The following is a 25,228-nucleotide window of genomic DNA, read 5'->3' as shown; positions in this document are numbered from 1 at the left end:
TTCATCCTTATTTTCATGCAAGATTACATACACTCAAGCATTATACACGTTGTGAAAATGATTGTCAACAACTTTTTACTTTTACTTTTACTTTGACTCTCAGAGAAATTTCCAGCTATCATATGTATAGTCCTCCGTATGTTATCACTTCACTGTGTGCTCCCTTTCTGCTATAAAAAAAACAAAGGGGGACTTTCTTATGAAATCCAAATCTACCGCAACTCGTTGTTTGTACCTGGTTATTGCAGCCATAGTTCTTCTGGCTGTCCCGACATTTTTCCATCGTTACCCGCACCTGCGTTTTTTGTGGGGAGTTGGGTGTGCCATAGGCATTTGCACACAATTTTATTCTCTTATTAAATATAAAGAGAGAAGAACGTTGAGTGCGGCAAATATCTTATTGCTGCTTCTTTCCTGCCTGATTGCCTATGATATGTTCAACTGGGAAACCCTTGTGTCGATCTTTCCTATTCTGGAAGATATCTCCCAGCAGAGAGCAATGCTGGTGATTTTGGGAGGATTGATTGCAGCGGGAGCTATAGGAGGGATTTGGGCGGTATTTGTCCGTCATTGGGTGGAAGATACAAGACGGGAGCCGACAAATCATTTTGCGTCCGGCGGACAGCCTGAGCGGAAAGCAAATACAGTGGATCCGGGAAAAGGGGTAAAGCCTGCCGAAACAGGCACAGGGGAAATGGCCGGAAAAATGATGAACCGGCTGTCATTCCGTCAGGTGGCAGGTTTTCTGATTGGACTGGTCCTTACTGTAACATTACTGAGTGCCGCTGCATATTTCCTGCTTAAAAACGAGCAGTTACTGACGAGCCTTAAACTGCAGTCAGTTAAGACTTTTGTAAATGCTTCTGCCTGGTTAATGCTTGTGTTATGTCTGGGGACTTTGATGATTGTCAGTATGGCGTACGTAATCTGGCTTATTCGAACAGTGGTTGCGGATACACTCCGCGACAAAAATTTCACGATTGACAATCCGTCCTTCCTGAAGTTAATCAGCTTCACTATGATTATGGTATTAGGCGTAATGTTCTACAATACAGATTTGGACGGATGGTTCCTTTTTATGAAGAGGCCGGATGAAATCGCTCCGGTACTTAAAGGTCTTCTGATGATCTTTTTGTTACTGATGTTAAGCCAGGTTGCTTATAGAATGCTGTATTCATTCTTTAGCCATGATGGATGCATTCGCAAACAGGCAAACCTAATCAGCGATCAATTCTTCAAGTGTGGCGTGGGGGTTCTGTCTAACCTGCTGGTACCGTTCACAGATGTTCCGAGAATAATAAAATTGCTGTCAGCAGCGTTTTTCCCCAGGTTGATCAAATGGATTAAAGATTATTTTTTTGATGCCGATGTTTCCAAGACGGGACTCGAGAAGAAAATCTGGTATCCTTTTGCATGGGGGTCTTTACTCTTTGCCATTGTATCTTTTTTTGGAACGGCGAATGGCATGACAGGATCCTTTTTTAAGGGACATCCTTTTGCAGCATATGCTTTATCCTTTGGAGTGCAGGTATTTCTCCTGACATTTAACCTTCACCTTCCGAAGCTCATATCAGAAAGAGCAAAGGTCAGAAAAAAGTATGTCGTCGTTTTATATATAGCAACACTTTTAGGGTCAGCATTTTTCAATTATGCGTACATATCCACGTCGGTATATTCTCAAACCTGGACTCAGTATGCCCACCTTGAGCTCACGGATACTTTTCTGACCTCACGGAGTAAATTAGAAGCAATGACAGCGTCTATTTACAGCAATACCGCAACAGAATTATCAAAAGACATAACTACAGTCCAGAACTCTCTGCCGATAGATGTAGATCAGATTGAAAAACCAGATTTTAGCGCTATAAAAGCCGGTTTTGATACAGACAGTGAGGTTAAAAATATTGCTGATGCTCTTTCAGCGGCCGACACCACGTCAGCCGGCAGTTTTGAAAAATATGGCGAAAGCCTGAATGGAAAAGTTGAAGACCTCACTGCGAATAACGTGACAATTGAAACGGAAATAGAAAATTTAAAGGATGCCATTGCTTCCTGTGAAAATGAGATTAACTCACTTATTGATGTTCGCTATGGAGTGAATATTAACAGCCCGGCCCACATCAGTTATACTGAAAGTATCGAGAGAGCAGAGGAGAAGCAGAAGGAAGCGGAGAAAGAAAAAGGAGAGAAAATTCTGGCCAGAGATAAGAACAATGAAAAGATTAATTTGCTTAATGAATTAATTACTTATCTGCATCTCCTGGAAGCTCAGCCTGGTGCCCGGGTTTCGGTTCAGTTTTCGGAAATCCTTACCCAGCTTCTCAGCCCTGAACCTAATATTGAGTTAATTAACAATGCTATTACCGAAATATCTCATGAACTTACCCGAAGTAATGGTATGCAGGGGGAGCAGTCCGCACTTGTGTTAGAAACAATTGCCAGATTTAAGAGTAATCTGTCTTTGTTACAAACGGTGAATAACTGCAGGGACTGGCTTGAAAGTGAAAATGCTATTTATGAAGCTGAAAAATTTATCAATGGACATATGAAAAAAGAAGATAAAGATGATTGGCGGACCCAGTGGAACACTACGATATCTGTTGTGGAAAGTTATCTTCGTTCGGTTGAACCTTATACAGGAGTTTCAGACACTGCTGCAATAGAAGGCCTTACTGAAGAACTCTCCATGCTCAAACAGACCTATTTACTGGAACTAAGTGATGTACAGACAGCTCTCGGCCAGTTTACCAGCAGCCATTCATCAATGGCACGTCTGTCGGCTATAATAGCCCTGTATCTTGATGCTGCCCCTGTTTTAGTCAGCTTTTTATTCTCGGGCAGTGGTGAACCAGATTCGGTCAGAAAGAAAACAGCCCGTACCATTGCTGCAGGTGCCAACTTGTTTTTAGTATGTTTAATTGCAGTACAGTTTTTATCACTGATTAAATAGCAGATTACATCTTGAACCGGGAGTTAAGGGGCGCATCATAATTATATAAAGAAAGATAAAGTGGAGGGTGCAAAAACTGCGCCCTCCACTTTTAAAAGTTTGTTTCGTTTTACCTGGTGCTGTAGTACCCGTCAATCCTTGCCCCTTCCGGCAGCTCGTATTTTCCTTCCGGCGCACCGAGGGTCCAGCCGGTTTGGGAGAGGTGGTGATTCTCCATGGTGCCGGCGAAGTGGAGCATTGTGATGCCCGCGTTGAGGCGCGTATCGTCCGGGGTGGTCAGTTCATCGGGGAGGGTAACAAGGAGTATCATGTCCCCATCCAGGATGAAGCGGTATGACTGCAGGTTTAAATAGGAAGGAGCGCAGCAGGCGGAGATGAATGCCTGATACAGGCTGTTGTTAAGCGGAAGAGAGGAGATCTCTGCGCTTTCGCCCCAGTTTTTCGTATATACGGCGTGGTCTACGGAAAGTTTCGGCGCGACGAAGCCGGTCCGTTTTTTGATTGAAACGTCGGATATGCTCTTGATGTCCAGTCTGGAGGAGGGGAGCATGATAGTGGCGTTGCCGAATGCGATCAGTGCACACGGTTCCATATCTTCCGGGAGGGACAGGCGCTTCTTAACCTCGGCGCTGTCTCCGATTGTAATCCAGCAGGATTCCAATTCCAGTTCGGTCAGCTTTATAACAAGATCCTCGCCGATGTATCCGGCGTTTTCCAGATAGTAATCCTCTTTTGGTGAAGATACCAGGATGTAATGGGGGGCCTCGATCATAAAGTTGTGGTATCCGGCGCATCCTGACAGGATGGAATGGGTTTCAGGTCCAAGAAGTTCGATGGACACCCGAATGTCCTGTACCAGTTTTCTGCACTCCGGGAAATAGTCCTGAAGTTCCTTCAACTGTTTTTCTAAAGCCGGTTTTTTCTTAAAACTCCTCGTTGATTCACGTTTAATAGCAAGATTGTAATAATCCATCCTCAAGCCACCTTTCATATAATTTTCCTCTAAGCTTATTCTATTACACAGATAACGGCATAATGTGCTTATACTGAAATTCTACCATCGCACCGGGTTAATTGTCAAATAAAAAGAAAAAATTTCCAGTAATAGACAGAAATTTCCTGTATAAATAAGAAAAAACAGGCATTAAAATTTTTACATGATACTCATATTCCTTCTGAACCCGGCATATAGTAATAGTAAGCTACGAAATATTGTGGACTAAAGGAGAGGATTTATTATGGCTGAGATACATTATCTGATTTCAGATGCGTCGAAAAAAGTGGATGTAGAAGCACATGTGCTGCGGTACTGGGAGGAAGAGCTGGAGCTTCCTATCCCCAGAAACGAGATGGGACATCGATATTACACGGATTTTCACATCCGTCTTTTTAAACAGGTTAAAGTGCTGAAGGAAAAGGGATATCAGTTAAAAGCAATTAAGACTGCATTGGCAAAATCTCTTCAGGACGGTAAGGTGATTATCCCGAGTGAGGTCCTGGAAGAGGATGTGATTGCCGCATTGAAAGAAACAGGTATAGGAGAACAGGACATGAAAGAGCAGAAAGGGAATGAAAAAAAGGCCGGAGGAGAGCAGACGGACGGCAGGGTAAAGGATGGACAAGCCAGTGAAAACGGCGAACCGGCCGGACTTACCGCTCTCGACAAGGACAGCGTGGAGGCTCTGCTGGCCGGAGAGAAGATGGAACAGTTCCAGAAGGTGATGAACCATATTATTGGACGGGCTATGGAAGAAAACAGCGAGAAGCTGAGCCAGGACATCAGCTATCTGGTACATGACAAGCTGATGAAGGAGATGGAGTATCTGATGCGCGTGTCGGATGAAAGGGAAGAAGAGCGGTTTAAACAGCTCGATGAAGTAATCCGCGCTTATCAGAGGGACAACCAGGGCAGGGCGGAAGCTGCCGCTTCTGTTACGGGATTTCCGTTTTTTCGCTTTAAAAAGAAAAAATTCGGCCGCAACGGAAACAAGCTTTAAGCAGTTTCCATCACGGCTGAAAATAGGAAAGTCCGGCGGAATTCCGTGAATCAAATCCCAGGCAGGGAATTCCGCTGTCACACTTTCCGGCAGGCGCTTATGAAAGAGGAGAAGAGGCGGTCGGCATGTTCATACTTCCCGGCGAGCTGCTCCGGATGCCACTGGACGCCTACCAGGAAAGGATGATCCGGCTGTTCGACTGCTTCAATAATGCCGTCGGAAGCGCGCCCGCAGACATTCAGGCAGGGGGCGGCATTCCGGATAGCCTGATGGTGAAGGCTGTTGACTTCCAGTGAAAGGGACTGTGTTATCTGCGCCAGGCGGGAGCCGCTCTCCAGTGTTACGCGGTGAGCCGGATGCGTCGCACCAAAAGGCTGTCTGTGTGCGATAGGAAAACGTTCCGGAACCTGAGAAAAAATATCCTGATAGATATCGCCCCCCAGGGCGATGTTGAGAAGCTGGGCTCCACGGCAAATGCCAAGGACCGGCTTTTTCTTTTCGTAAACCTGGGAGAGCAGAAGCAGCTCTGAAGAATCGCGAAGCGGCGAGAAATCCCCGCATCCGGTCAGTGTTTCCTCACCAAAGAGAAACGGATGGACATCCGGTCCGCCGCTGAACAGGAAACCGTCCAGTGTGTCGGCAAGCTGTCCTGCCTCCTCCTCATCTAACGTCAGAGGGAGGACAAGGGGAATCGCGCCGTTTTTCCGTATGGCGTCGATATAGAAATGTCCCATTCTAAGATCATCTGTTTTTAAATCGTGGGAGGCTGTCAGGCCAATCACCGGTTTACTCATATTGCACCTCTCTTTACGGTCTCTGAAAAATCCCTGTTTTATATAACATAAAAAGACTGTCATCTCTGACAGCCTCTTATGTATCTTAAGCATTACGCTTAATTATGCCTGCTCAATTGCGCCTGTAGGACATGAACCAGCACAGCTACCGCAGTCGATGCATGCATCGGCATCGATTTCATATTTGCTGTCTCCCTGTGAGATAGCGCCTACTGGACAGTCTCCAGCACAAGCACCGCAGCTAACGCATGTATCTGTAATTACATATGCCATGATTAAGTACCTCCTTTAGAATTTAACTTTTGCATTTATTCTATACTATTACTGGGAATTATTCAAGAAGAAATTACTGTATTTTATGTTTAAAAATAGGAGCAATGCGCAAAATAAGGAATACAGGTAATTTTATTTCTTGCCAAGCCTGTGGAAAAGTATTATAGTATGGATAGATATAACTGTTCAAAGATTCAGAACAGTTATGATATAATGTACGCAACGCGGACATTATATCATGCGCATGCAGAGCTCTGCGCCTGCCGCAGAAAATCTGGCGCTGAAATCCGTCGGAGACTAATAATCACGACGTGAATCTGATATATTACAAAAGGAGGTTAAGAAACATGCAGGTTAGTAAAGATATGTTAATCGGCCAGCTTCTCATGGTAGACGAAGGCATTGCCCCGATTCTTATGGGAGCAGGTATGCATTGTCTGGGATGCCCTTCCGCACAGGGAGAATCTCTCGAGGAAGCTTGCTATGTCCATGGAATCCAGGTGGACACGGTAGTTTCTGCAATTAACGAGTACCTTGCTGCGAAATAAGAGCAGCAGGATTTGAATAAAAAAGACTTTCGTCAAAGGCCAGTCCTCTGAACGGAAGTCTTTTTTATTGTTTACTTTTACTGTAAAAGAGTTCTTCATGGTGTCCTACAGGTTGGAAAGAGTCTGCAGGGCACGGTCTTTTACGATGATTTCATAGTGTTCCTGATAGTAGGCTTCAGCAGCAGGATCTGCTTTCAGAGCGCTGCCGTACTCTGACAGGAGGTTACAGATTCGTTTGAAGGAGTCATTGTCTTCCTCCTGCTCTCTGATGACCAGATAATAGCGGTTGTTCTTGGGATTCTTGTAGAGCGTGTTGGTTCCGTCAAACACTTGTCCTGCTATTCTGGCGGCATGACACACCTGATCCAGGTTGTCAAAAGTAAAAAAACGGACAGAGGGCTGGCCGTCGGAGGCGGTATTTTCCACATTCTTTAATCCTGCGGCAGCGGAAAGCGGGGAGGGTACTGCATCACCGGCAGTCTTGGATGTAAAGAGACCAAGAATTCCGTCAGCTCCTTCTAACAGTTCGCTGGCCAGCGAGGACAGGGATTCGTCTTCCTCGGCCATTGGAGAAAATTTGGAAAAACGGGTGTCCAGTTCTTCCGGATCTTCTATCTTTGTAATGATAAGCATTATACTTTCATTAGACAGCGGAATCGCTTCCACCATCAACGGAATGTCTTCTGCTTCGAAACCTACTTCGTTGGAAGCCTTCTGAATCATCTCACGGAAAAGCTTCTTCGCTTTTTCGCTGCCATAGGCTAATTCACCCAGATTCAGGTCGCGTACACTTAAGTCAAAACTGGAAAGTGTACAACGAATCTGGTTTTCATTGATACGTTCGATTTTCATAGGCTCACTTCCTTGTCTTTTCAGGTTAAAAGTACCAAGCTTACATATTCAATATACTATATAATATAAGCAATTGGCAATTCATATATGAAAAAAATTTATTAAAATTTATGGAAGCATGGCTTTAAACGGCAAAAAGACCGCAAAACACGGTATTTAAGCCGGTTTACAAAAAAATTCATACCATCCTTCTAACAAACCCGGAGTCCCGGCTGCCCTGGCTCTGTCCTCATATTTAAAAAAAATCAAAAAAGAGGTTGTAAATCCCTCCTCAATGTATTAAAATGAAGCTCTGAGAAGTGATATTTCCGAAGGGAGGTGTAAGAGCAGAAAGCACCATTTTATTTGGAAAATATCAGATATGTCGGGTGATTGGCGGAGGAAGAAGCGGTACCGTTTTTCTGGCGGAGCATCTTGGACTTGGAGAATTCCGGGCCATCAAGAGAGTGCCGAAAGGAGACGGAGGTTTTTTCAGGGAGACAGCCGTACTGAAGGAGCTGAAGCATCCGGGAATCCCGATTATATATGACTTAGAAGAGGATTCAAATTATTACTATCTCATCGAAGAATATCTTGAAGGTGAGTCCTTATATGCCCTTGTTAACCGACAGGGCAGTCTGACAGGGACAAAGATCGTTTCATACGGAACGGAGCTTTGTCAAATCATGGAGTATCTGCATTCGTTTAAACCCAATCCAATTTTGTATTTAGATCTACAGCCCCATAATATTTTAATCTGCAAAGGAACACTGAAGCTGATCGATTTTGATCAGGCCGTTTCAGCTGCCCAGGCCGCAATGCCCCAAAGACGTTACGGGACGCCCGGTTTTGCCGCTCCGGAACAATATACGGACGGGCCGGTGGATGTGAGGACCGATATCTATGCCATTGGCGCCCTGCTTTGTTATATGTGGGAGGGAAGACTGCCGGACGTTTACGCAGGCGCTGGATCCAGGGACATACCGTCTGAGGATGAAGGCGGGAAAACGGGAGGCAAAGCGGCGGTATCAGGATGGGAAGAGAGGCTGAAGGCCATAACAGGGCGGTGTATGAACCGGGACAGAGAAGAGCGTTACGGGGATGTCGGCCAGGTGCTCACGGATCTTATGGAATTAAAACAGGGTGTTTTCAAAGAAAAGCAAATGTCACTTCTCAGAATTGCTGTAGCATGCAGCAGTCACGGCATGGGGGCCACCCATGTATCTTTAAGCGTATCGTCGTATCTGACAAAAAAAGGAATCTCAAATCTGTACCAGGAGAATAACGGCTCCGGGGCCGTGTCGTCGATGGCAGGGTATCTGGATCAAAACCCGGACCAGTATGGAATTTTTCATATTGGAAACTGGGAGATGAAACCGAGGTATGGAAGCCGCGTCAGGCTGGAACAGCCGGAATATGACGCCGTAGTCGGGGACTTTGGAACCGAACTCCAGTCGGTTTCCGAGGAGGAGTGCGATCTTCTCATTCTTGTATGCGGCGGAAAGTGGTGGGAACTTGGGAAGTCCATAACGGCGATCCGTTATCTGGCGCAGAACTCAAATCTGCGTGTCATTTTTAATCATATTTCTTCCGGAACAGATATTGTACTGCCGGAAGATATCGCAAGACTCACATTTTACAGAATGCCCTGCTTTACGGCGCCCGAGGATACAAACTTCGGCCGTTTTTTTGAAGCGGTTGCCGGCGGTACAAGAGGCGGGCAGAGAATAAGAAAACTGGCGGAAGAGCGCACAGGAAAGAGAGAGAGGAAAAGTGCGGTACGGAAAAGGATAACAGGATTTTTCCACATCCCCGCAGAGGCGGACGGAATAAAAGACAGATAGGGACAGAGCGCCGCAGGACGGAGCTCATTGGGGTTGCCGGAAGCAGCCGCTGCGTCGGGGTGACCCATTTTTCCATTCTTCTAGCTAATTATCTGACAGGAGTTTCGGCTGGGAAAGCGGCGGTTTTAGAGTGGAACGACAGCGGCGATCTGGGGAAAATACAGAAAATTTATTCGACAAGAACTGTCACAAATAGACAGAATCAGACGTTTATTACCTATGGAGTCTCTTATTATAATAAAGCCGGCAGAAAAGAACTGCTGGAATGTCAACGGCAGGGGTTCAACACGGTGATTCTGGATTTTGGAGTATATGGTGACGGAATCGAAGAAGATTTTTCGAGATGTGACCGAAAATTTCTGCTCGGAGCTTTCAGCGAATGGAAGCTGGAGGCATTTACGGAGCAGATTTCCCGGACAAGACGTGACAGTGGCTGGGAATATTTTTCGGCTTTTGGAAATGAAGAGACTGCAGATATGATTATGCGGTGTCTGAAGGTCCGCGTCAACCGTATTCCCTGGCAGCCGGATGCGTTTACCATTACCGGAGAAGTCATGGCTTTCTTTGGGAGATTCCTGAAATACCAGTGGGATGGGAACTGATATATCACAATATACTTTCCTGAGGTCTCTGACAGGATGTAGTGTAAGGCCCGCAAAAGGCGCCTTATACCGCCCAGGATCCCGTCCCCGGAGATTCGAGGGGTAGCGATGAACGAAAGAGAGAAAAGGCAGCTTGAGAAAGAAAGGCGGGAAAAAGAACAGCAGCGTATATTTGTGGAAGGTTTAAAGAAGTACAGGGAGAGGGGAATCCCGATCCTGATAGACGGCAAAGAGTGTCCGCCCGAAGAGTACGATAAAATATTTGAACTGAAAGAAGACGGCTCTTTTTATATGGGAGACTATATTGGAGCCGATACCGGACGGCTGATGGAAATTCGCTTTGACAGGGTTTATTATAAATAAAACAGGAGGAAGACGGAAGAAACTGAATTGCCCGATCATTAAGAAACGTAAGAAAAAATTCAACAATCCCCGGAAAAGGTGTGATATACTAACTGTATTAATGATAGTAATATAAAGACATGATTGGATACCGGAGGAAGAGATGAAGAGAAGAAGATCGCCGCTTAAAGCCCTGTTTCTGGTGCTTTTGCTCCTGGTGGTGTGTGCGGCCGGAGTTTATGGCTATAAACGATATATGCCTACCAATGAGAGAGCCGATTTAAGCCGGTTGTATAATGGGAAGGAAGATGAAGTTTCTGTTTTCCTGAATTATGGGAAGCAGGAAATCAAAGGGATTTACGAGGACGGACAGACTTATCTGCCTATAGACTGGGTAAATGCCAATTTGAACGAGCGCTTTTACTGGGATGACAGGGAGAAGCTGCTGGTCTATGCCCTTCCGGAAGAGGTGGTCACAGCGAATGCGGAGACGGACGGTACGGGAGGAAAGAAGATCCTGCTGGAGAAAAACGACAATGTCTACCTGGCGCTGGGACTCATCCTGAACTATACGGACATCCGGGTGAATGTCTATGACAGCGGAGATCAGAAACGTATTTATGTTGAGAATACCTGGTCGCCTGTTCCGATTGCCACCGTCAGACGGAATGGAAAGCTCCGGATTAAGGGCGGAGTAAAGAGCCCGATCATCACGGAGGTTGTAAAGGACGAGAGTGTCGTGGTTCTGGAAACCATGGATAAGTGGGCTAAAGTCATGACGCAGGACGGCCATATCGGATATATGGAGAACAGAAAGCTCGAGAATCTTCATGAAGAGACTCCGGTCAGCACATTTGTGGCGCCGGAATACACGAATATATCACTGGACGAGAAAATCAGCATGGTCTGGCATCAGGTGACAATCGATGCCGCCAATAATGCAATGGAGGAGCTGATTGCTTCCACTAAGGGCGTGAACGTAATCGCCCCGACCTGGTTTACACTGAGCGACAATGAAGGGAATTATGAATCCCTGGCAAGTAAAAGCTATGTGGAAAAGGCTCATGCGATGGGACTTCAGGTCTGGGCCGTAGTGGACAATTTCAGCCGTGAAATAAGCAAAAACGTACAGTCCGAGGAACTGCTGTCTAAAACTTCCGTCAGGAAGAGGCTGATCAGCAGTCTGATGGACGAAGCCGACACCTATGGTTTTGACGGAATCAACCTGGATTTTGAGAGTCTGAAAGAGGCGGCCGGAGTCCACTATATTCAGTTTATCAGAGAACTGTCCGTATCCTGCAGGAAGAAAGGGCTGGTATTGTCTGTGGACAATTATGTACCGGCTCCATATAACCGTTTTTACAACCGCAGAGAGCAGGGAATTGTGGCCGATTATGTGATTATTATGGGTTACGATGAGCATTATGCGGGCGGAGATGCCGGATCCGTCGCTTCCCTCGGCTATGTTGAGTCGGGAATCAAAAATACCCTGGATCTGGTGCCAAAGGAGAAGGTAATCAACGGAGTTCCGTTTTACACACGTCTCTGGACGGAGAAGGACGGGAAACTTTCATCAAAGGCGATGGGAATGAGTTCCGCAAAGAAGTGGGCCGAGGACAACCAAATGGAACTTACCTGGGACGACACGGTGGGACAGTATTACGGTGAGGTAAAGACAGAGGACGGAATGAATTACCTCTGGATGGAGGACGCCAAATCACTGGGACTTAAGATGGATCTGGTGAAAAAGTATGATTTGGCCGGTGTTTCTGGATGGAAACTGGGACTGGAAGCACAGGATGTCTGGGATGTGATGAAGTGGGAATAAGTTATGGTCCGCATGCGGACCGTGACGGGAACAGGACCTTTGGAACGAAAGCAGAGAGTGTCCACAACCGCCCCGACTTCGTGCATATAAAAGAATAAAAACGATATTTTCAGAAGAACACGAGCCCTGCCGCACAGTAGTTTACGGCAGGGCTTTATGTATAGGAATTGAAAAAAGGCCGGCAATATTATATACTATCAGCAAGAGATGCTTCTGTCGGGGGAGAGGCGTTCGGACCGATGTGCATGAATAGGCAGGGATGGGTATGGAAAAGAAAGTGGGAATTCAGTATAATTCGAAGTTATTTATCCAGGGCTGCGTCCTGGCTCTTCTGGGTGTGGCGGGACCTGCGATCATCATGGAGGAGCAGCTTGGCATATACGAATCACTCCGTGCCGGAATGATGAACGACAGGGCCAGTTACCTGATTATCGCAGCTCTTAAACTCGTTATGATGAATGTAATCCGTGCGGTTCCCCATTATCTGGGGGCATTCCTGATTAATGAATCGGTGCATGTGTATTTGTACGGGAAAAAGCGCTTTGCATTTAATGTTGTCTTTACGCTGTCTCTGATCGTGCTGATTTACGATGTAATCTACAGGATATACGGAATCCGGTATGACCTTGGCATACCGGCTCTTATTCTGATTGGTTTTGTCCTTCTGCTGTCCTATATGAATCTGTTTTCCGTCAGTATGCTTAATAAGCTGCTGATAGTTGCCTCCCTGCTGATGAGCATCCAGTGGCTGGATGTAATACCGCATTTATCCGATTATGGGTTCGGCCGCGGCGAGATTTCCATGGATGTGAAAATTGCAGCCGGAATTATGGAGGAAAAAAATCTGCTCACCGTTTTCGCATTAAGTATGTTTCTCTCTTTTCTGTATACGTCGCTGATTCAGGTACAGCTGCTCTATAAGGAACATAAACTGAAAATCTCCAATGAGAAGACGAGACAGGTGGAAAAAGAGCTGTACCATACCCAGATAGAGGCTCTAAAGATGAGGAATTCAAGCGAGGTCCAGAGCCTTGTCCACGATTTAAAAACACCTCTTACGATTGTCCAGGGGCTGGTCAGCCTTGCTGAGATGATGGAGAAGGATGGACTGATACAGGAGTATTTCAAGAAGATTTCTTCTTCCCTGACTTCGATGAGCATGATGATTTCGGAAATTCTGTACGAAAACAGGCACTCACCGATGAAGGTGGAGGAACTGATGAAGATGGTTTTAGCCCAGGTATCCATTCAGGTGCCGAGGGAAATGCTGGAGTATGAGATAGGCTGTCCGGAAACCGTGATAACGGGAAATAAAATCCGCCTGTCCAGAGCGGTAATCAATCTGATTACCAACGCTTACAACGCGGTGAACAAGGAAACGGGAAAGATCTGCCTCACCGTGGAGGAGCAGGAGGAGTTTGTCTGCATCACAGTAGCCGATAACGGGACAGGCATTGAGCCGTGGAAGATGGATCATATATGGGAACTCGGATATTCGGAAAAACAGTCCACCGGACTGGGACTTCCTTTTGTCAGACAGGTGATCGAGAACCATAAGGGCGAAGTGCGGGTTGAAAGTGAAAAAGGACGCTACACAAAAGTGGTGATTTGTTTACGGAAGGGGGAGCAGCCAAATGGAGAGTATGAAAACAATTCTGGCAATTGACGATAACAGGGACATCCTCTATACTCTGGAGCAGATTTTTAATTTTCAGGGATGGAGGCCTCTGCTGGCTGCCGGATATGAGGAGGCGGAGAAATACATAAAGAAAGAAAAGATAGACCTGATCCTGGTGGATTACCACATGCCTGGGGTAGATGGGATATCTGCAGTAAAGGAAATCCGGAAAAAACTGCCCAAGGTTCCGATTATCGTCCTGACGATTGAAGAGGAAGAGCATATCGTGTCCAGGTTTATGAATGCCGGGGCAAATGACTATTCCCTGAAGCCGATTAAGGCGGTGGATCTGATTTCCAGAATCAAGGTTCATCTCCAGTATCATGAGAAAAGCCAGTATTATGAGAGTTACGACAAGGGAATCAGCAAGGTGACGCTACAGAAGATTGAGGATCAGATGAAGGGGATCACGGAGTTTCTGGATATCGACATGCTGGAGGATATTACGCAGATTAAGAAGAAGACCCTGTACCGCTATTTGCAGTATCTGGTAAAAGAAGGCAGGGTAGAACAGCAGTATTCCTATGGTGACATGGGCCGTCCGAGGACGCTGTACAGATGGATATAACGGAAATCCCCCATAGCGGAAGCTACAGGGGGATTTTTCTGTGGGGGTAATGTTTGGACGCCCAGACAAGCAGAAGCAGGCCGACGGCCACGAGAGCGGCTGCCAGGGGCAGGTTATACTGCCATGTTTCATAAACGCCGCCTTCTCCTGCGACCGGAACCGGTGAGGGATCAAAAGGAAGACCGTAGGACGGCAGCAGGCCCTTCATGTTCAGAAGGTGAATAACCGGGACTCCTCTATTCAGGAAAAGAGGAATCAGACCGTGGCCTTTTACCTCAGTTCTGCCGGGCCTTATGATGCCGTTTGCCGCAGAAACCATCTCGGTTCCGCCTCCAAAGGACATGAGATTGCCTCCGGCGTTGATAAAGCAGGCAGGTTCCCCACCGTCCTCATAGATGGACAGCCGGGCATTTATATTTTCCTCCAAATCTTCGTAATACAGGAATCGGTAACCATAGCCGGACAGCCGGGCCGTAATGGAATCCTTTACTTCCTGCGGCATCTCCCTGCCGATGTCGTCCTGTCCTCCCAGGGAAAAACAGGAGGAATGGTTTGACAGGTACTGATGCTCCAGCAGAAAATGTTCCATGTCCAGATAGGTAAAATTGGGCAGGTTCGCCCCGTAGGTGGACGCGCCCACCGAATTCATGACGGAGCCTTTGAGGCCCATGGCATCCAGCGCACAGAGAACAGCGATGTTTAAGCAGGGAAAGGATGAGGACAGGTTTACCGCAACGGTATCGCCCTGTTTTACGCCGCACTGCGTCAGCATATCCACCACCATGGCCGCGGTATTGGGATTTGTCGTCGAGCGCTTGGATTCCAGGCTGCCGAGGGTTGTCGTGATTTCCGTGTAAGATTCCCCGATCATACCGGTGGCGTTCGGGTCGTCGAGGGGGGAAATCTTATATCCGCGGTTCTGCTTTTCTTCGTTCAGAGCGGACAGAGCACGTTCCATCCGGGCTGAGGCGTCCAGCATCACGGCCGCGTTCTCTTTTTTGGTCAGTGTTTTCGTCTGTTCCACGATGAGAAGGGAGCAGAGAAGAAAGAAGAATACGATCAGGAAACGCCAGTATTGTTTCAGTTTCATTAAACTACCTCACATGTTTGGGATGCCCGTAAAGGGCTATCTTAGTAACAGCTCAGTCATGATGCATTCCGCGAGGTGTTTTCGCATATTTTTTGCGAAAATCCCGAGTTACGCGGCGCGACGCAACGAAAAGTGCGCGATGCGGACTTTTCATTACAATCAACGGTGCTTTTCACCGTTTCTGTGCATCATTTTGTTGCAGTTTGGCGAAGGCTGAACTGCAACCTATCTCACGATTATGTAAATCAGGCGCGTCAGCAGTGTCACGATGCCAAGCCCCATCAGCGTCTTTGGAACGCCCTGTTTCTCCATGTCACGGCCCAGGATTCCGGGAATGAGGCTGCCGATTGAAAAGGCGGCTCCGGCGCCCAGGAAACCAAACAGAAACTTGAGCAGGACTCCGGTCATAACATAGACGGCATAGCGCCTCCGGCCGTACAGAATCATATATTTGGACATGAAGTGGACGATGACCATGCACAGAAGGGAGAGGATTACCGTTCCGAGCAGCCGTTTCCAGTCATAGGCATACATGGCAAAATAGGCGGGAACAATGATTCCGCCGGGAGACAGGTCGGTCAGTTCCGTGAACAGCAGACTTAAAAAGATTCCCAAAAGAAGGATATCATTCATTGCGGCTACCTCGCTCTTCTAAAGATTGTTCTTCCAGTGATTTTATCATCTCGTACCCGGGCCCTTTAATATTGCCGATGCCGATGAGCAGGGATCCGGCCGGTAAATCAAGGCAGTCTTTATAATTGGGAGTCACTCTGAGATCGGTCAGCCCGGCTTTGGAGAAAAGGCGCTTTGGAAGAAAGGCTCCTTTTCCGGTCAGGAATACGGGAGAATTTTTATAGTGCGGAAAAAAATACCGGGCAAACAGGAGGGCGCGGTCGGGTCTGTCTTCTCTGTGATTATAGAGAAAATAGATACTGGAATACCCGTTTCCCGCATCTTCCACATTATTTCTGGTGGATTGTGGATCATTGGCGGAAAAAAGGTTGAGAAAGTGGAAAACTTCCCCGTTCCTGTTGGTTATCGGGTAAATCCGCTTCGTTCCGAAGTCTTCTTTCACGTTGGAAAGGCTCTTTGCAAATTCTTCTTCCGTAACCCCGAGAGAGGCCGAAACCTCCCTGGCAATCGATATATTTTCCTCCGCCACGCAACCGGAAGGACAGAACACAAGCCGGCAGTCACGTTCTTTACACTTCTCCTCAAACATGGCGGCGGCATTCCGGTCGGCTGTATAAAGCGTCCCATGTTCCGGAATCGTTGAGGACAGTGAAGCAGCTATCTCTTCCAGAGAGTCCCCCATTTCAAAAATATGATCATAACGGACATTAGTAATTACCGTAATATTACTCCTCACGATCTGTTCCTGGGCAATCTTCTGAAGTTCCGGGTTAACGGCCATACATTCCAGGACAAGAACCTCCGCCCCTTCCCTGCGGGCCAGGCGGATAATACGAAGCTGTTCATGAATATTAGCAGGCCCCAGCCGCCTGACGGGAGTCTCCCGCCCATCCGCATGAATCATCATCGCATCCGTGCCGGTCGTCTTCGTAAAAACCTTATACTGGCTCCTCAATGCAGCGTCAATATACCGGCAGGTAGAAGTTTTCCCCCGAATTCCATTCACATGAATCACAGCCTTAAAAGAAGCCAGACAGGCGCGGTTAATCCTGTTTTCAATGACAAAATACAAAATCATAACCGTAAAAAATCCAACAAAAACCCCCATCATAACACCCCCTGCCACATTACATCGGGGATTTTTACGAAAAACACATGAAAACACCTCGCGGAATACATCCCGAGTGAACAGCAACATTACATCCCCTATTCCTTCCATCATATCAGCAAAACCTCCAAAAATCAAAAAGAACCGGCCCAACTGTTAGAGAGAAATATGAGAAAAAAGAGGTACGCTCCCACGAGCCCCCACGACACTTATCCCAACCCGGCCTCTCCTCCGGCCGCGACAATACGCCCACTCCATTCATTCCGCAGGGGACCTTGGAATCCGCCGCTGCTTGCTGAGGTATTATCGAAGCTAGAGCGTGTCTGAAAATTCATTCCCGCCATCTGCACGCCCCACTTCGCGGCATATTTTGTCCCGATTCAGTCAGCGTAGCCCACTACGCCTCCTTCATCGCGACAAAATCTCCCACAAAGTGTGACGTACATCTGACGGAAAGCAATTTTCAAACATGCTCTAGCAGACGCTGCGCATTCCACAAGCGGGAGCGAGTCCCCGTAGGAATCTTTTCCGCCCGGATTCCCCCTCAACGACTCCCCTCCCCGGGACTGAAGACTCACAACCTCCCCCTTCACCATCACTCCCCCGCCCCACCGCGTCCTCCCAATCAACTAAAAGTAAAACTTGAACAAATTTCCCCCCCGTTTGCGAGAAAAATGGGAAAAAATAGACAAAACAGTTTCGCATGGTTATCATAACCTTATCAACTTTTTAATGGGAACAGGAAAAGGAGGAAATTTATGAGAAAGTCTAAAAAACTTATTGCACTCTCAATGGCAGCCCTGATGGCGGTCATGACAGGATGCTCCGGCGGCCAGACGGCTTCGACCCAGGCCGAAAGCGCAGCAGAGACAAAGCCGGCCGAATCGGCAGCCGAGATGACAGGAACCGAGGAAGGCGAAGCTTCTGCCGGAAACCGTGTGACTGACGGAGAAGGATGGTACCTCTGGGATGAAAACGGTAATCTGACCCTGGAAGGCAGAGGTGCGGAAGGAAAAACAGCCGTTGTTTCATCCGGTAAATATGAGGCGTCCAAAGCAGGACTTGAAGTCCTGAAAGCAGGCGGAAACGCGGTTGACGCAGCAGTAGCCGTATCTTTCGCACTGGGCGTTACAGAGCCTAACTCTTCCGGTATCGGCGGAGGCGGATTCATGACAATCCACAGCGCAGACGGAGAAGATGTTTTCGTAAACTTCCGTGAAAAAGCGCCGGCGGCGGCAACACCGGATATGTGGCAGGTGGATGCCGAAGGCAATGTAATCGGCAACCAGAAGTCCATCGGCGGAAAATCAGTCGGCATTCCTGGAAATGTAAAAGGAATGGAATATGCATTTGAGAAGTACGGTTCCGGCAACGTTACATGGGCAGATGTTATTGCACCGTCCATTAAACTGGCCGAGGAAGGTTACATTGTAACACCGACACTTTACAATGATATGTTCGGTTCCTACGACGCCATGGTAAATTATCCTGAGTTCGGCAATGTTTACCTGAACGAGGACGGATTAAACTACCAGGTAGGGGATACATTTAAAAATCCGAATCTGGCAAAGACACTGAAAGCAATCTCCGAAGGCGGCGCAGAGGCATTCTACACAGGCGCAATCGCACAGAAGATGGTTGATACTGTCAATAAATACGGCGGCCTGTTCACCATGCAGGATCTGGCAGACTATGAGGTTAAGGTTATGGAACCTGTAACCGGTACATACCGCGGATACAAGATTATTTCTTCCCCGCTTCCGTCTTCAGGCGGCACACATGTAATCGAAGCTCTGAATATCATGGAAAATTTTGATATTGCAGCAATGGGATTTGATTCCCCTGAGAAGCTTCATGTTATGACAGAGGCATTCAAAATGTGCTTCCACGACCGTGAAGAATTCATGGGTGACCCTGACTACGTAGATGTTCCTGTCAACGGAATTCTCTCTAAAAAACGTGCAAAAGAACTGGCTGCACAGATTGACCCGGCTGTTGCAAGTAAATATGAGCAGATCAGCCCATGGCAGTATGAGCATGAGGATACCACACACTTCTCAGTGGCAGACGCAGAAGGCAACATGGTTTCCGTAACACAGACCGTAAACGGCCTCTTCGGAGCAAAAATTATTCCGGACGGATACGGCTTTGTATTAAACAACGAGATGGATGACTTCTCCGCAAATCCTGAATCGCCAAATGCAATTGCAGGCGGAAAGGTGCCGTTAAGCTCCATGAGCCCGACGATTGTCCTGAAAGAAGACGGCTCACCGTTCATGGTACTGGGATCCCCGGGTGCAACAAAGATTATCACAACGGTAGCGCAGATTATCAGTAACGTAGTTGACTTTGACATGACAATGCAGGAGGCAATCGACGCTCCGCGTCTCTACAACAATGCCACAAGCGCAATCCAGTATGAGACACGTCTGAATGCAGACTCCATCAAGAAGCTGGAGGAACTTGGCAATACGGTAGAGCCTAACGAAGAATTCAACCGTACTTTCGGTTCTGTAAACGCTGTTATGTACGGTGAGGACGGAACGCTGTTAGGCGGCGCCGACCCAAGACGTGACGGTAAAGCACTCGGTTATTAATCAGTGATAACCGAAATTAAAAAGGTTAAAAACACAGAGAAGAAGGAGATATGAAAATGAAGAAGAAATTAGCAATCGCAGCATTATGCCTTTCCATGGCGGCAGGTTCCCTTACGGCCTGCGGCGGAAGCAGCACGGTGGCAACACAGGCTCCGGCGGCACAGGAGACCCCTGCAGCAGGCGGTGAAGCGGCAGCGTCCGGAGAAGTAAAAGAGATTACGGAAGCCATCGCAGAAAGCCCGATCGTCCTCACAAGCGTAGGACAGAGCGCCGATGTAAACGTAGTCCAGACTCTGATGAAAAAGTGTGAGATCGAGACCGATTTAAACTCAACCGTCACGGCAGATGATTTAGGAAACTACAAGACACTGGTGCTGGCTATCGGAGGAAGCTCCAAAGGACTCGGCGCAGCAGGTGTTGATGAGAACCAGGAGTTAGACCGTGTGAAAGGTGTTATTGCAAAAGCTCAAGAGCAGGGTATGACAATCATCGCCCTTCATATCGGCGGAAGCGCAAGACGCGGTACTTTATCGGACAAATTCATTCCGGACGCCCTGGCAGCATCAGATGCGGCTATCATTGTATCTGAAGGTGACAGCGACGGCCTGATGAAAGGAATCGTTACAGAAAATGGAATTCCAACTGCTTTCATTGACAACCAGGTTGGAGCAGTAGAGCCTCTCAAGACAATTTTCGGTAAATAATGTAAAGTCTGTCAAATGGGGCCGCAGTAAAGCGGCCCCTTAATTTTACAAGGGGACAGAAAGGAGTAAAAAGTGACTCACGAATTTATAATTTTCGTTGCAATGATTGGCATCTTCATGGTTGGCTGCTTCCTGGCAAAACTTCCTGTAGGTGTGTCTATGATGCTTTCAGCTATCGGCGGCTGTCTGGTAGCCGGGGAGGGACTTCCGATCCGGCATCTCGTAGAAGGTACCTTCTCTTATATTGATACAATTCTTGTTATCGCAACTGCCATGGTATTTATGAAGGTGGTTGAAAAATCGGGCACTCTGGATGCACTGAGCGCCGTTATTATCAAAAAGTTCCACAAACATCCGGCGATTCTGCTGATCCTTATCATGGCGGTTATCATGTTTCCGGGTATGATTACCGGTTCTTCCACAGCGGCCGTTCTGTCCGCAGGAAGTATCATGGCTCCGGTTCTTCTGATTATGGGACTCGATACGGTAACAGCAGCGGCTCTCATCGCAATGGGCGGACTGCTGGGCATGATTGCACCTCCTGTTAACCTTCCGGCCATGATCATCGGCGGCGGAATTGACGTTCCCTTTGTAGGATTCGGCATCCCCCTTCTGCTTCTGACCATTCCGGTGGCTATCTTCTCAGCGTTATTCCTGGGATTGAAACAGGCAAAGAATATGGATTACGAAAAAATGGAGCCCCATCTGAACAAAGAGGTGGCTGAGAAATACGGATTCCGCGTTTATATCCCTCTGTTCGTACTGGTTATTCTGATGATGCTCACAAAGATTTTCAAGGTAATTCCGGATATCGGCATGCCTCTGATGTTCTTAGTCAGCGCGGCGGTCGGCCTGTTCACAGGACGCAAGGTTAATCCGGTGGAAACCATTCAGGAGGCGCTTCACAGCTCCCTTCCCGTTATGGGAATCCTGATGGGTGTAGGTATGTTTATCCAGGTAATGACACTGACGGGCGTCCGTGGATTTATTGTTATGACCTGCCTTGGACTTCCTGAGAATCTGCGTCTGCTGGCAGCCGGCGTATCCATCCCGTTATTCGGCGCTGTTTCATCCTTTGGCGCTTCCTCCGTACTCGGCGTGCCGTTTGCTCTGGCATTCCTGAATATGGATACCGTATTTACAATTGCAGCTCTGTCCTTCATCGCAGCTCTGGGCGACATGATGCCGCCGACCGCTCTGGCAGGTCTTTTCGCAGCCAAGATTACGGGCGTGGAAAACTACGTGAAGGTTCTGAAGAGATGTATGGTTCCGATGGCAGTAATGCTTGTCTACGGAATGGCATTCATCTACTTCTCAAAATCGCTTGCAGCGTTGTTCTAAAAGGGGGATACAGATATGATTACATTGATTTACAGAGCCATAGCGCTTTTATTCCTTGTATTTACAGCTATTGATATGTACAAAGAAGATGCTCCGTCAATGAAGGTGAACGCTTGTATGGTAATGGTACCTCTTTTACTGCGCGTCCTGATGATTAAATAAGGAGGACTGAAAATGGAATTTTTTAAGACACATAAAAATCTCGTTACAGCAGTCTGCGCTGTGGCAAGTATTGCCGTTGCAGTGGTTGCGGGAAAAGATTTTTACGATTTCAGACATTACCAGGAAGTGATTATCCCGGGTGAGGGAGTGACATCCACTTTCCAGTTAAGTGATTATAATGCAAATTTAAAAGGCACCTTCGGCGACACGACGGTTTACGTGATGCAGGGTGAAAAAGAGGGCGGTTCGTTCCTGATACTGGGCGGAACCCACCCGAATGAGCCGTCGGGTCATATGGCGGCAGTAACCGTGGTTGAGAGCGGAAAAGTGGAATCCGGAACCGTTTACGTAATTCCGAGAACCGACAACAGCGCATTTACCCACAATGACCCGCAGGAGGGTTCACCGCACTTCTTCCACATTGAGACGGAGAGCGGAAGACGCCAGTTTGTATACGGCTCCCGTGCCTCCAACCCGATTGACCAGTGGCCGGACCCGGACGTATATACCCATACATCGGGCCAGACGCTGTCCGGAAGTGAGATGCGTAATATCAACCGCGCCTATCCGGGCGTAGAGGACGGCACGCTGACGGAACAGATTGCTTATGCAATTACAAACATGATTAATACCCTTAATATTGATATGGAGATGGACCTTCATGAAGCATCCCCTGAGTATCCTACAATCAATGCAACCGTAGCCCATGAGAGAGCGATGGATATGGCGTCCATGGGTATCCTGGAACTGCAGATGGCAGGGATTAATATGTCCCTCGAGCCGTCACCTGTTTCACTCCACGGCTTAACTCACCGTGAGCTGGGCGATCATACGGGTACCCTTGCTCTGTTAATGGAAACGGGAAACCCGGCACAGGGCCGCTTACACGGTAAGATTGATGAAAACCTGATTTTGACAGGTAAGGATAACTGCTACATGAAGGCCTCCAAACTCGGCTATCTTTACATCCCTTACGACGAGAACGGCGTTCCGCTGGAACTGCGTGTCGGAAGACATCTGCAGGGCTGTACGGAATATATGAAGGCCTTTACCGAGGTGTACGGAAGTGAAAAGGGCGAGATTGTTATGACAGGACTGCCGACTTATGAGGAGCTGACAACAGGCGGACATAAGCTGGGTGAGTACCTGAATTAATTGCGGCGGGATTTTGAGTGGCGATAAGGCAATTGAATAGAATATAAGATTGAGAGCGTTCTTCGGATAATTTATCCGACAGGGCGCTCTTTTTTGTGTTAAATAATAAAAAACAAGAACTATTCAAAGATTTAAAGATAATAATGTTTAAAATACATAATTTTATAGAAAACATACATAAAACTACAATAAAATCTGAGAGAAAAATGAGAAAAAGTAGACACTGAAGGGCCGGCGGGATATCATGGGGTTATATATCACCCGTTGTTTTTAAGGTACAGGAGAAGGAGGAAATAGTATGAGGAGAAAAAGGCTGACGGCTTTATCCCTTGCAGCAGTAATGACGGCGGTATCTCTGGCCGGATGTTCGGCGCCAAAGCCGCAGGAGACGGCAGCGCCGTCCACTGAAGCTGAAACCAGTAAAGCCGCTGAGACAGAAAGTCAGGCAGAAGTACAGGATGGAGCGGAAACAGGCCGGGTTACGGATGGAAACGGCTGGTACCTTTGGGATGAAGAAGGTCAGGTAAATATGGAGGACAGAGACGCGACGGGCGAAAATGCCATGATCGCCTCGGCAAAGGTGGAAGCGTCCCAGGCCGGTGTAGAAATCCTGAAAGCCGGCGGCAATGCCGTAGACGCGGCAGTTGCAGTCGGTTTTGCCCTGGGCGTAGTGGAATGCAATTACTCGGGTCTGGGAGCCGGAGGATTCATGACAATCCACAGCGAGGACGGCGAAGTTGTTTTCCTGGATTTCCGTGAGAGAGCGCCTCAGGCCGCAACGCCGGAGATGTGGCCGAAAGACAGTGAGGGTAATGTCATCGGCAATCAGAAGGCCATCGGCGGAAAGTCTGTCGGAGTACCGGGAGAGGTAGCAGGTCTCAGCTATGCATTTGAAAAATACGGATCCGGAAATGTCACCTGGGAAGAGGTCATGCAGCCGGCCATTAAGTTGGCTGAGGAAGGATTTTATGTTGCTCCAAACCTGGCGGAAGTGTGGAAAGATTACTATGGGTGGATGTTGGATTATCCTGAATTTGGGGATATCTATTTAAAAGAAGACGGAATGACCTATGAGGTGGGTGAACTGTTTAAAACACCGGCGCTGGCAAAGACATTGAAAAAGATTGCCGCGGAAGGCAAAGATGCATTTTATAAAGGGCCTATGGCTCAGGCTATGGTGGACAGAATTAATAAATACGGCGGGGTCTTTACGGTAGAAGATTTTGAGAATTACACCGTTAAAGAAATGGAGCCGGTCAAAGGCACATACCGCGGATATCAGATTATTTCATCTCCACTGCCGTCATCCGGGGGCACCCATGTCGTAGAAGCTTTAAATGTCCTGGAAAACTTTGACGTTGCGTCAATGGAGCATAATTCTGCCGAGAATCTTCACTACCTGGCGGAGGCATTTAAAATCGCGTTTAACGACAGAGCTTTATATATGGGAGATCCCGAGTATGTGGATGTGCCAATCGGCGGCCTGACAAATAAAGAGTATGCGAAAAAACAGGCGGAGCAAATTCAGCCGGACAAGGCTGCAGTTTATGAAGAAGTAAACCCATGGACCTATGAGCACAAGGATACGACCCATTTTTCAGTAGCGGACAAGGCCGGTAATATGGTTGCGGTTACCCAGACACACAATTATCCGTCCGGCGTAGCGATGAACGAATACGGATTTATTTTTAACAATGAGATGGACGATTTCTCAGCAGATCCGGATTCACCAAATGCCATAGCGCCGGGAAAAACTCCGTTATCCTCCATGAGTCCTACGGTAGTGCTGAAGGAGGACGGGACGCCGTTCATGGTTCTTGGGACGCCGGGAGCGACCAGGATTATCACAACAGTGACACAGATTATCAGCAATGTAATTGACCACGGTATGACAATCCAGGAGGCTATCAACGCCCCGAGAATATTCAACACTGCCACCGGAGCCGTTGCCTATGAAGGCAGGATTGACGATAACGTAATCAATGAACTGATAGAAATGGGATATGAGGTTGATAAGAAAGAAGATATTGATAAATACTTTGGAAACGCCAATGCAGTATTTTACGGCGAGGACGGTAAGCTGTACGGAGGATCCGATTTCAGGCGTGACAGCAAGTCGTTTGGCTATTAAGAGGAATCAGAGTGTAAACGGGTGAGAATCAACTAGTTATAGAAATAGAAGA

General features: G+C 47.5%; 22 protein-coding genes and 2 pseudogenes. 16 read left to right on the top strand and 8 right to left on the bottom strand.

Translation table 11 applies throughout. The features are described 5' to 3' along the window. The first annotated feature begins 199 nt into the window (after positions 1-199). Complete coding sequence (locus tag EJL91_RS06640) at positions 200-2,950, top strand: hypothetical protein (RefSeq protein ID WP_125141198.1); 2,751 nt, start codon at positions 200-202, stop codon at positions 2,948-2,950. Between the two features lie 109 nt (positions 2,951-3,059). Here EJL91_RS06640 and EJL91_RS06635 read toward each other — a convergent pair whose 3' ends face one another. After that, on the bottom strand, positions 3,060-3,923 hold the full coding sequence (locus EJL91_RS06635) for a nitroreductase family protein (protein WP_125141197.1): 864 nt from the start codon (positions 3,921-3,923) through the stop codon (positions 3,060-3,062). A gap of 265 nt (positions 3,924-4,188) precedes the next feature. On the opposite strand from EJL91_RS06635, the gene EJL91_RS06630 reads away from it, so the two are divergent. Continuing rightward, positions 4,189-4,947 (top strand): helix-turn-helix domain-containing protein, encoded by a 759-nt coding sequence (locus EJL91_RS06630; RefSeq protein WP_125141196.1) that lies wholly within the window; start codon positions 4,189-4,191, stop codon positions 4,945-4,947. Between the two features lie 77 nt (positions 4,948-5,024). Here the strand turns inward: EJL91_RS06630 and EJL91_RS06625 are convergent, their stop codons facing one another. Then, positions 5,025-5,741: a gamma-glutamyl-gamma-aminobutyrate hydrolase family protein gene (locus EJL91_RS06625; RefSeq protein ID WP_125141195.1), complete on the bottom strand. Its 717-nt coding sequence runs from the start codon at positions 5,739-5,741 to the stop codon at positions 5,025-5,027. Between the two features lie 102 nt (positions 5,742-5,843). After that, on the bottom strand, positions 5,844-6,014 hold the full coding sequence (locus EJL91_RS06620) for a DUF362 domain-containing protein (RefSeq protein WP_125141194.1): 171 nt from the start codon (positions 6,012-6,014) through the stop codon (positions 5,844-5,846). Between the two features lie 347 nt (positions 6,015-6,361). Here EJL91_RS06620 and EJL91_RS06610 point away from each other — a divergent pair, with 347 nt between their 5' ends. Beyond that, positions 6,362-6,562, top strand: a complete 201-nt coding sequence (locus EJL91_RS06610; RefSeq protein ID WP_125141192.1) for a DUF1858 domain-containing protein — start codon at positions 6,362-6,364, stop codon at positions 6,560-6,562. 105 nt (positions 6,563-6,667) lie between these two features. On the opposite strand, the gene EJL91_RS06605 is transcribed toward EJL91_RS06610, so the two are convergent. Next, the gene (locus EJL91_RS06605; RefSeq protein WP_125141191.1) at positions 6,668-7,414 is read right to left on the bottom strand and encodes an adaptor protein MecA; all 747 of its coding nucleotides are present in this window, start codon (positions 7,412-7,414) and stop codon (positions 6,668-6,670) included. A gap of 299 nt (positions 7,415-7,713) precedes the next feature. On the opposite strand from EJL91_RS06605, the gene EJL91_RS06600 reads away from it, so the two are divergent. The 6 genes from EJL91_RS06600 (at position 7,714) to EJL91_RS06575 (ending at position 14,255) form a co-directional block, all read left to right on the top strand. Further along, complete coding sequence (locus EJL91_RS06600; RefSeq protein WP_125141190.1) at positions 7,714-9,237, top strand: serine/threonine protein kinase; 1,524 nt, start codon at positions 7,714-7,716, stop codon at positions 9,235-9,237. A 59-nt stretch (positions 9,238-9,296) separates the two neighbouring features. Beyond that, entirely contained in the window at positions 9,297-9,839 is a 543-nt protein-coding gene (locus EJL91_RS06595; protein ID WP_243125258.1) for a hypothetical protein, read from the top strand. A 108-nt stretch (positions 9,840-9,947) separates the two neighbouring features. Next, positions 9,948-10,202 carry a hypothetical protein gene (locus tag EJL91_RS06590; protein WP_125141188.1) on the top strand — a complete coding sequence of 85 codons (255 nt, stop codon included), beginning with the start codon at positions 9,948-9,950 and terminating at the stop codon, positions 10,200-10,202. Between the two features lie 142 nt (positions 10,203-10,344). Then, on the top strand, positions 10,345-12,009 hold the full coding sequence (locus EJL91_RS06585) for a glycosyl hydrolase family 18 protein (protein WP_125141187.1): 1,665 nt from the start codon (positions 10,345-10,347) through the stop codon (positions 12,007-12,009). Positions 12,010-12,274: 265 nt separating this feature from the next. Beyond that, entirely contained in the window at positions 12,275-13,675 is a 1,401-nt protein-coding gene (locus tag EJL91_RS06580; RefSeq protein WP_125141186.1) for a sensor histidine kinase, read from the top strand. Further along, complete coding sequence (locus EJL91_RS06575) at positions 13,644-14,255, top strand: response regulator (RefSeq protein ID WP_125141185.1); 612 nt, start codon at positions 13,644-13,646, stop codon at positions 14,253-14,255. The genes EJL91_RS06580 and EJL91_RS06575 overlap by 32 nt, the downstream gene beginning before the upstream one ends. Positions 14,256-14,277: 22 nt before the next feature. On the opposite strand, the gene pgsW is transcribed toward EJL91_RS06575, so the two are convergent. The 4 genes and pseudogenes from pgsW to EJL91_RS25240 form a co-directional block, all read right to left on the bottom strand. Continuing rightward, positions 14,278-15,345: a poly-gamma-glutamate system protein gene (pgsW, locus tag EJL91_RS06570; protein ID WP_125141184.1), complete on the bottom strand. Its 1,068-nt coding sequence runs from the start codon at positions 15,343-15,345 to the stop codon at positions 14,278-14,280. A 225-nt stretch (positions 15,346-15,570) separates the two neighbouring features. After that, a complete protein-coding gene (gene pgsC / locus EJL91_RS06565; protein ID WP_125141183.1) occupies positions 15,571-15,978 on the bottom strand; it encodes a poly-gamma-glutamate biosynthesis protein PgsC in 408 nt (135 codons plus the stop codon). Next, positions 15,971-17,089: a poly-gamma-glutamate synthase PgsB gene (gene pgsB / locus EJL91_RS06560; protein WP_164516768.1), complete on the bottom strand. Its 1,119-nt coding sequence runs from the start codon at positions 17,087-17,089 to the stop codon at positions 15,971-15,973. The genes pgsC and pgsB overlap by 8 nt, the downstream gene beginning before the upstream one ends. Positions 17,090-17,295: 206 nt before the next feature. Then, positions 17,296-17,532: pseudogene (locus EJL91_RS25240) on the bottom strand (DUF6783 domain-containing protein). Between EJL91_RS25240 and EJL91_RS25235 the strand changes: the two are divergent. The 7 genes and pseudogenes from EJL91_RS25235 to ggt (EJL91_RS06535) form a co-directional block, all read left to right on the top strand. After that, positions 17,470-17,802, top strand: a pseudogene (locus EJL91_RS25235) (DUF6783 domain-containing protein); the annotation flags it as partial. The pseudogenes EJL91_RS25240 and EJL91_RS25235 sit on opposite strands and share 63 nt — an antisense overlap. A gap of 42 nt (positions 17,803-17,844) precedes the next feature. Beyond that, positions 17,845-19,683 carry a gamma-glutamyltransferase gene (gene ggt, locus EJL91_RS06555; RefSeq protein ID WP_125141182.1) on the top strand — a complete coding sequence of 613 codons (1,839 nt, stop codon included), beginning with the start codon at positions 17,845-17,847 and terminating at the stop codon, positions 19,681-19,683. Positions 19,684-19,739: 56 nt separating this feature from the next. Then, positions 19,740-20,387, top strand: coding sequence for a DUF6305 family protein (locus EJL91_RS06550; protein WP_125141181.1), 648 nt, complete (start codon positions 19,740-19,742; stop codon positions 20,385-20,387). 72 nt (positions 20,388-20,459) lie between these two features. Then, complete coding sequence (locus tag EJL91_RS06545; RefSeq protein WP_125141180.1) at positions 20,460-21,728, top strand: TRAP transporter large permease subunit; 1,269 nt, start codon at positions 20,460-20,462, stop codon at positions 21,726-21,728. 15 nt (positions 21,729-21,743) lie between these two features. Next, positions 21,744-21,890 (top strand): hypothetical protein, encoded by a 147-nt coding sequence (locus EJL91_RS24520; RefSeq protein ID WP_009297281.1) that lies wholly within the window; start codon positions 21,744-21,746, stop codon positions 21,888-21,890. A 12-nt stretch (positions 21,891-21,902) separates the two neighbouring features. Further along, the gene (locus tag EJL91_RS06540; protein ID WP_125141179.1) at positions 21,903-23,045 is read left to right on the top strand and encodes a succinylglutamate desuccinylase/aspartoacylase family protein; all 1,143 of its coding nucleotides are present in this window, start codon (positions 21,903-21,905) and stop codon (positions 23,043-23,045) included. Between the two features lie 298 nt (positions 23,046-23,343). Next, positions 23,344-25,176, top strand: a complete 1,833-nt coding sequence (ggt, locus tag EJL91_RS06535; protein WP_125141178.1) for a gamma-glutamyltransferase — start codon at positions 23,344-23,346, stop codon at positions 25,174-25,176. Positions 25,177-25,228 lie beyond the last annotated feature (52 nt).

The sequence above is a fragment of the Clostridium transplantifaecale genome, from assembly GCF_900626075.1.
GTDB lineage: Bacteria > Bacillota > Clostridia > Lachnospirales > Lachnospiraceae > Otoolea > Otoolea transplantifaecalis.
This window is presented reverse-complemented; position numbering and strand designations above follow the sequence as displayed.

Coding starts and splice junctions, on each gene's coding strand:
- EJL91_RS06640 (WP_125141198.1), top strand. CDS start 200: ATGAAATCCAAATCTACCGCAACTCGTTGTTTGTACCTGGTTATTGCA.
- EJL91_RS06635 (WP_125141197.1), bottom strand. CDS start 3,923: ATGGATTATTACAATCTTGCTATTAAACGTGAATCAACGAGGAGTTTT.
- EJL91_RS06630 (WP_125141196.1), top strand. CDS start 4,189: ATGGCTGAGATACATTATCTGATTTCAGATGCGTCGAAAAAAGTGGAT.
- EJL91_RS06625 (WP_125141195.1), bottom strand. CDS start 5,741: ATGAGTAAACCGGTGATTGGCCTGACAGCCTCCCACGATTTAAAAACA.
- EJL91_RS06620 (WP_125141194.1), bottom strand. CDS start 6,014: ATGGCATATGTAATTACAGATACATGCGTTAGCTGCGGTGCTTGTGCT.
- EJL91_RS06610 (WP_125141192.1), top strand. CDS start 6,362: ATGCAGGTTAGTAAAGATATGTTAATCGGCCAGCTTCTCATGGTAGAC.
- EJL91_RS06605 (WP_125141191.1), bottom strand. CDS start 7,414: ATGAAAATCGAACGTATCAATGAAAACCAGATTCGTTGTACACTTTCC.
- EJL91_RS06590 (WP_125141188.1), top strand. CDS start 9,948: ATGAACGAAAGAGAGAAAAGGCAGCTTGAGAAAGAAAGGCGGGAAAAA.
- EJL91_RS06585 (WP_125141187.1), top strand. CDS start 10,345: ATGAAGAGAAGAAGATCGCCGCTTAAAGCCCTGTTTCTGGTGCTTTTG.
- EJL91_RS06580 (WP_125141186.1), top strand. CDS start 12,275: ATGGAAAAGAAAGTGGGAATTCAGTATAATTCGAAGTTATTTATCCAG.
- EJL91_RS06575 (WP_125141185.1), top strand. CDS start 13,644: ATGGAGAGTATGAAAACAATTCTGGCAATTGACGATAACAGGGACATC.
- pgsW (WP_125141184.1), bottom strand. CDS start 15,345: ATGAAACTGAAACAATACTGGCGTTTCCTGATCGTATTCTTCTTTCTT.
- pgsC (WP_125141183.1), bottom strand. CDS start 15,978: ATGAATGATATCCTTCTTTTGGGAATCTTTTTAAGTCTGCTGTTCACG.
- pgsB (WP_164516768.1), bottom strand. CDS start 17,089: ATGATGGGGGTTTTTGTTGGATTTTTTACGGTTATGATTTTGTATTTT.
- ggt (WP_125141182.1), top strand. CDS start 17,845: ATGAGAAAGTCTAAAAAACTTATTGCACTCTCAATGGCAGCCCTGATG.
- EJL91_RS06550 (WP_125141181.1), top strand. CDS start 19,740: ATGAAGAAGAAATTAGCAATCGCAGCATTATGCCTTTCCATGGCGGCA.
- EJL91_RS24520 (WP_009297281.1), top strand. CDS start 21,744: ATGATTACATTGATTTACAGAGCCATAGCGCTTTTATTCCTTGTATTT.
- EJL91_RS06540 (WP_125141179.1), top strand. CDS start 21,903: ATGGAATTTTTTAAGACACATAAAAATCTCGTTACAGCAGTCTGCGCT.
- ggt (WP_125141178.1), top strand. CDS start 23,344: ATGAGGAGAAAAAGGCTGACGGCTTTATCCCTTGCAGCAGTAATGACG.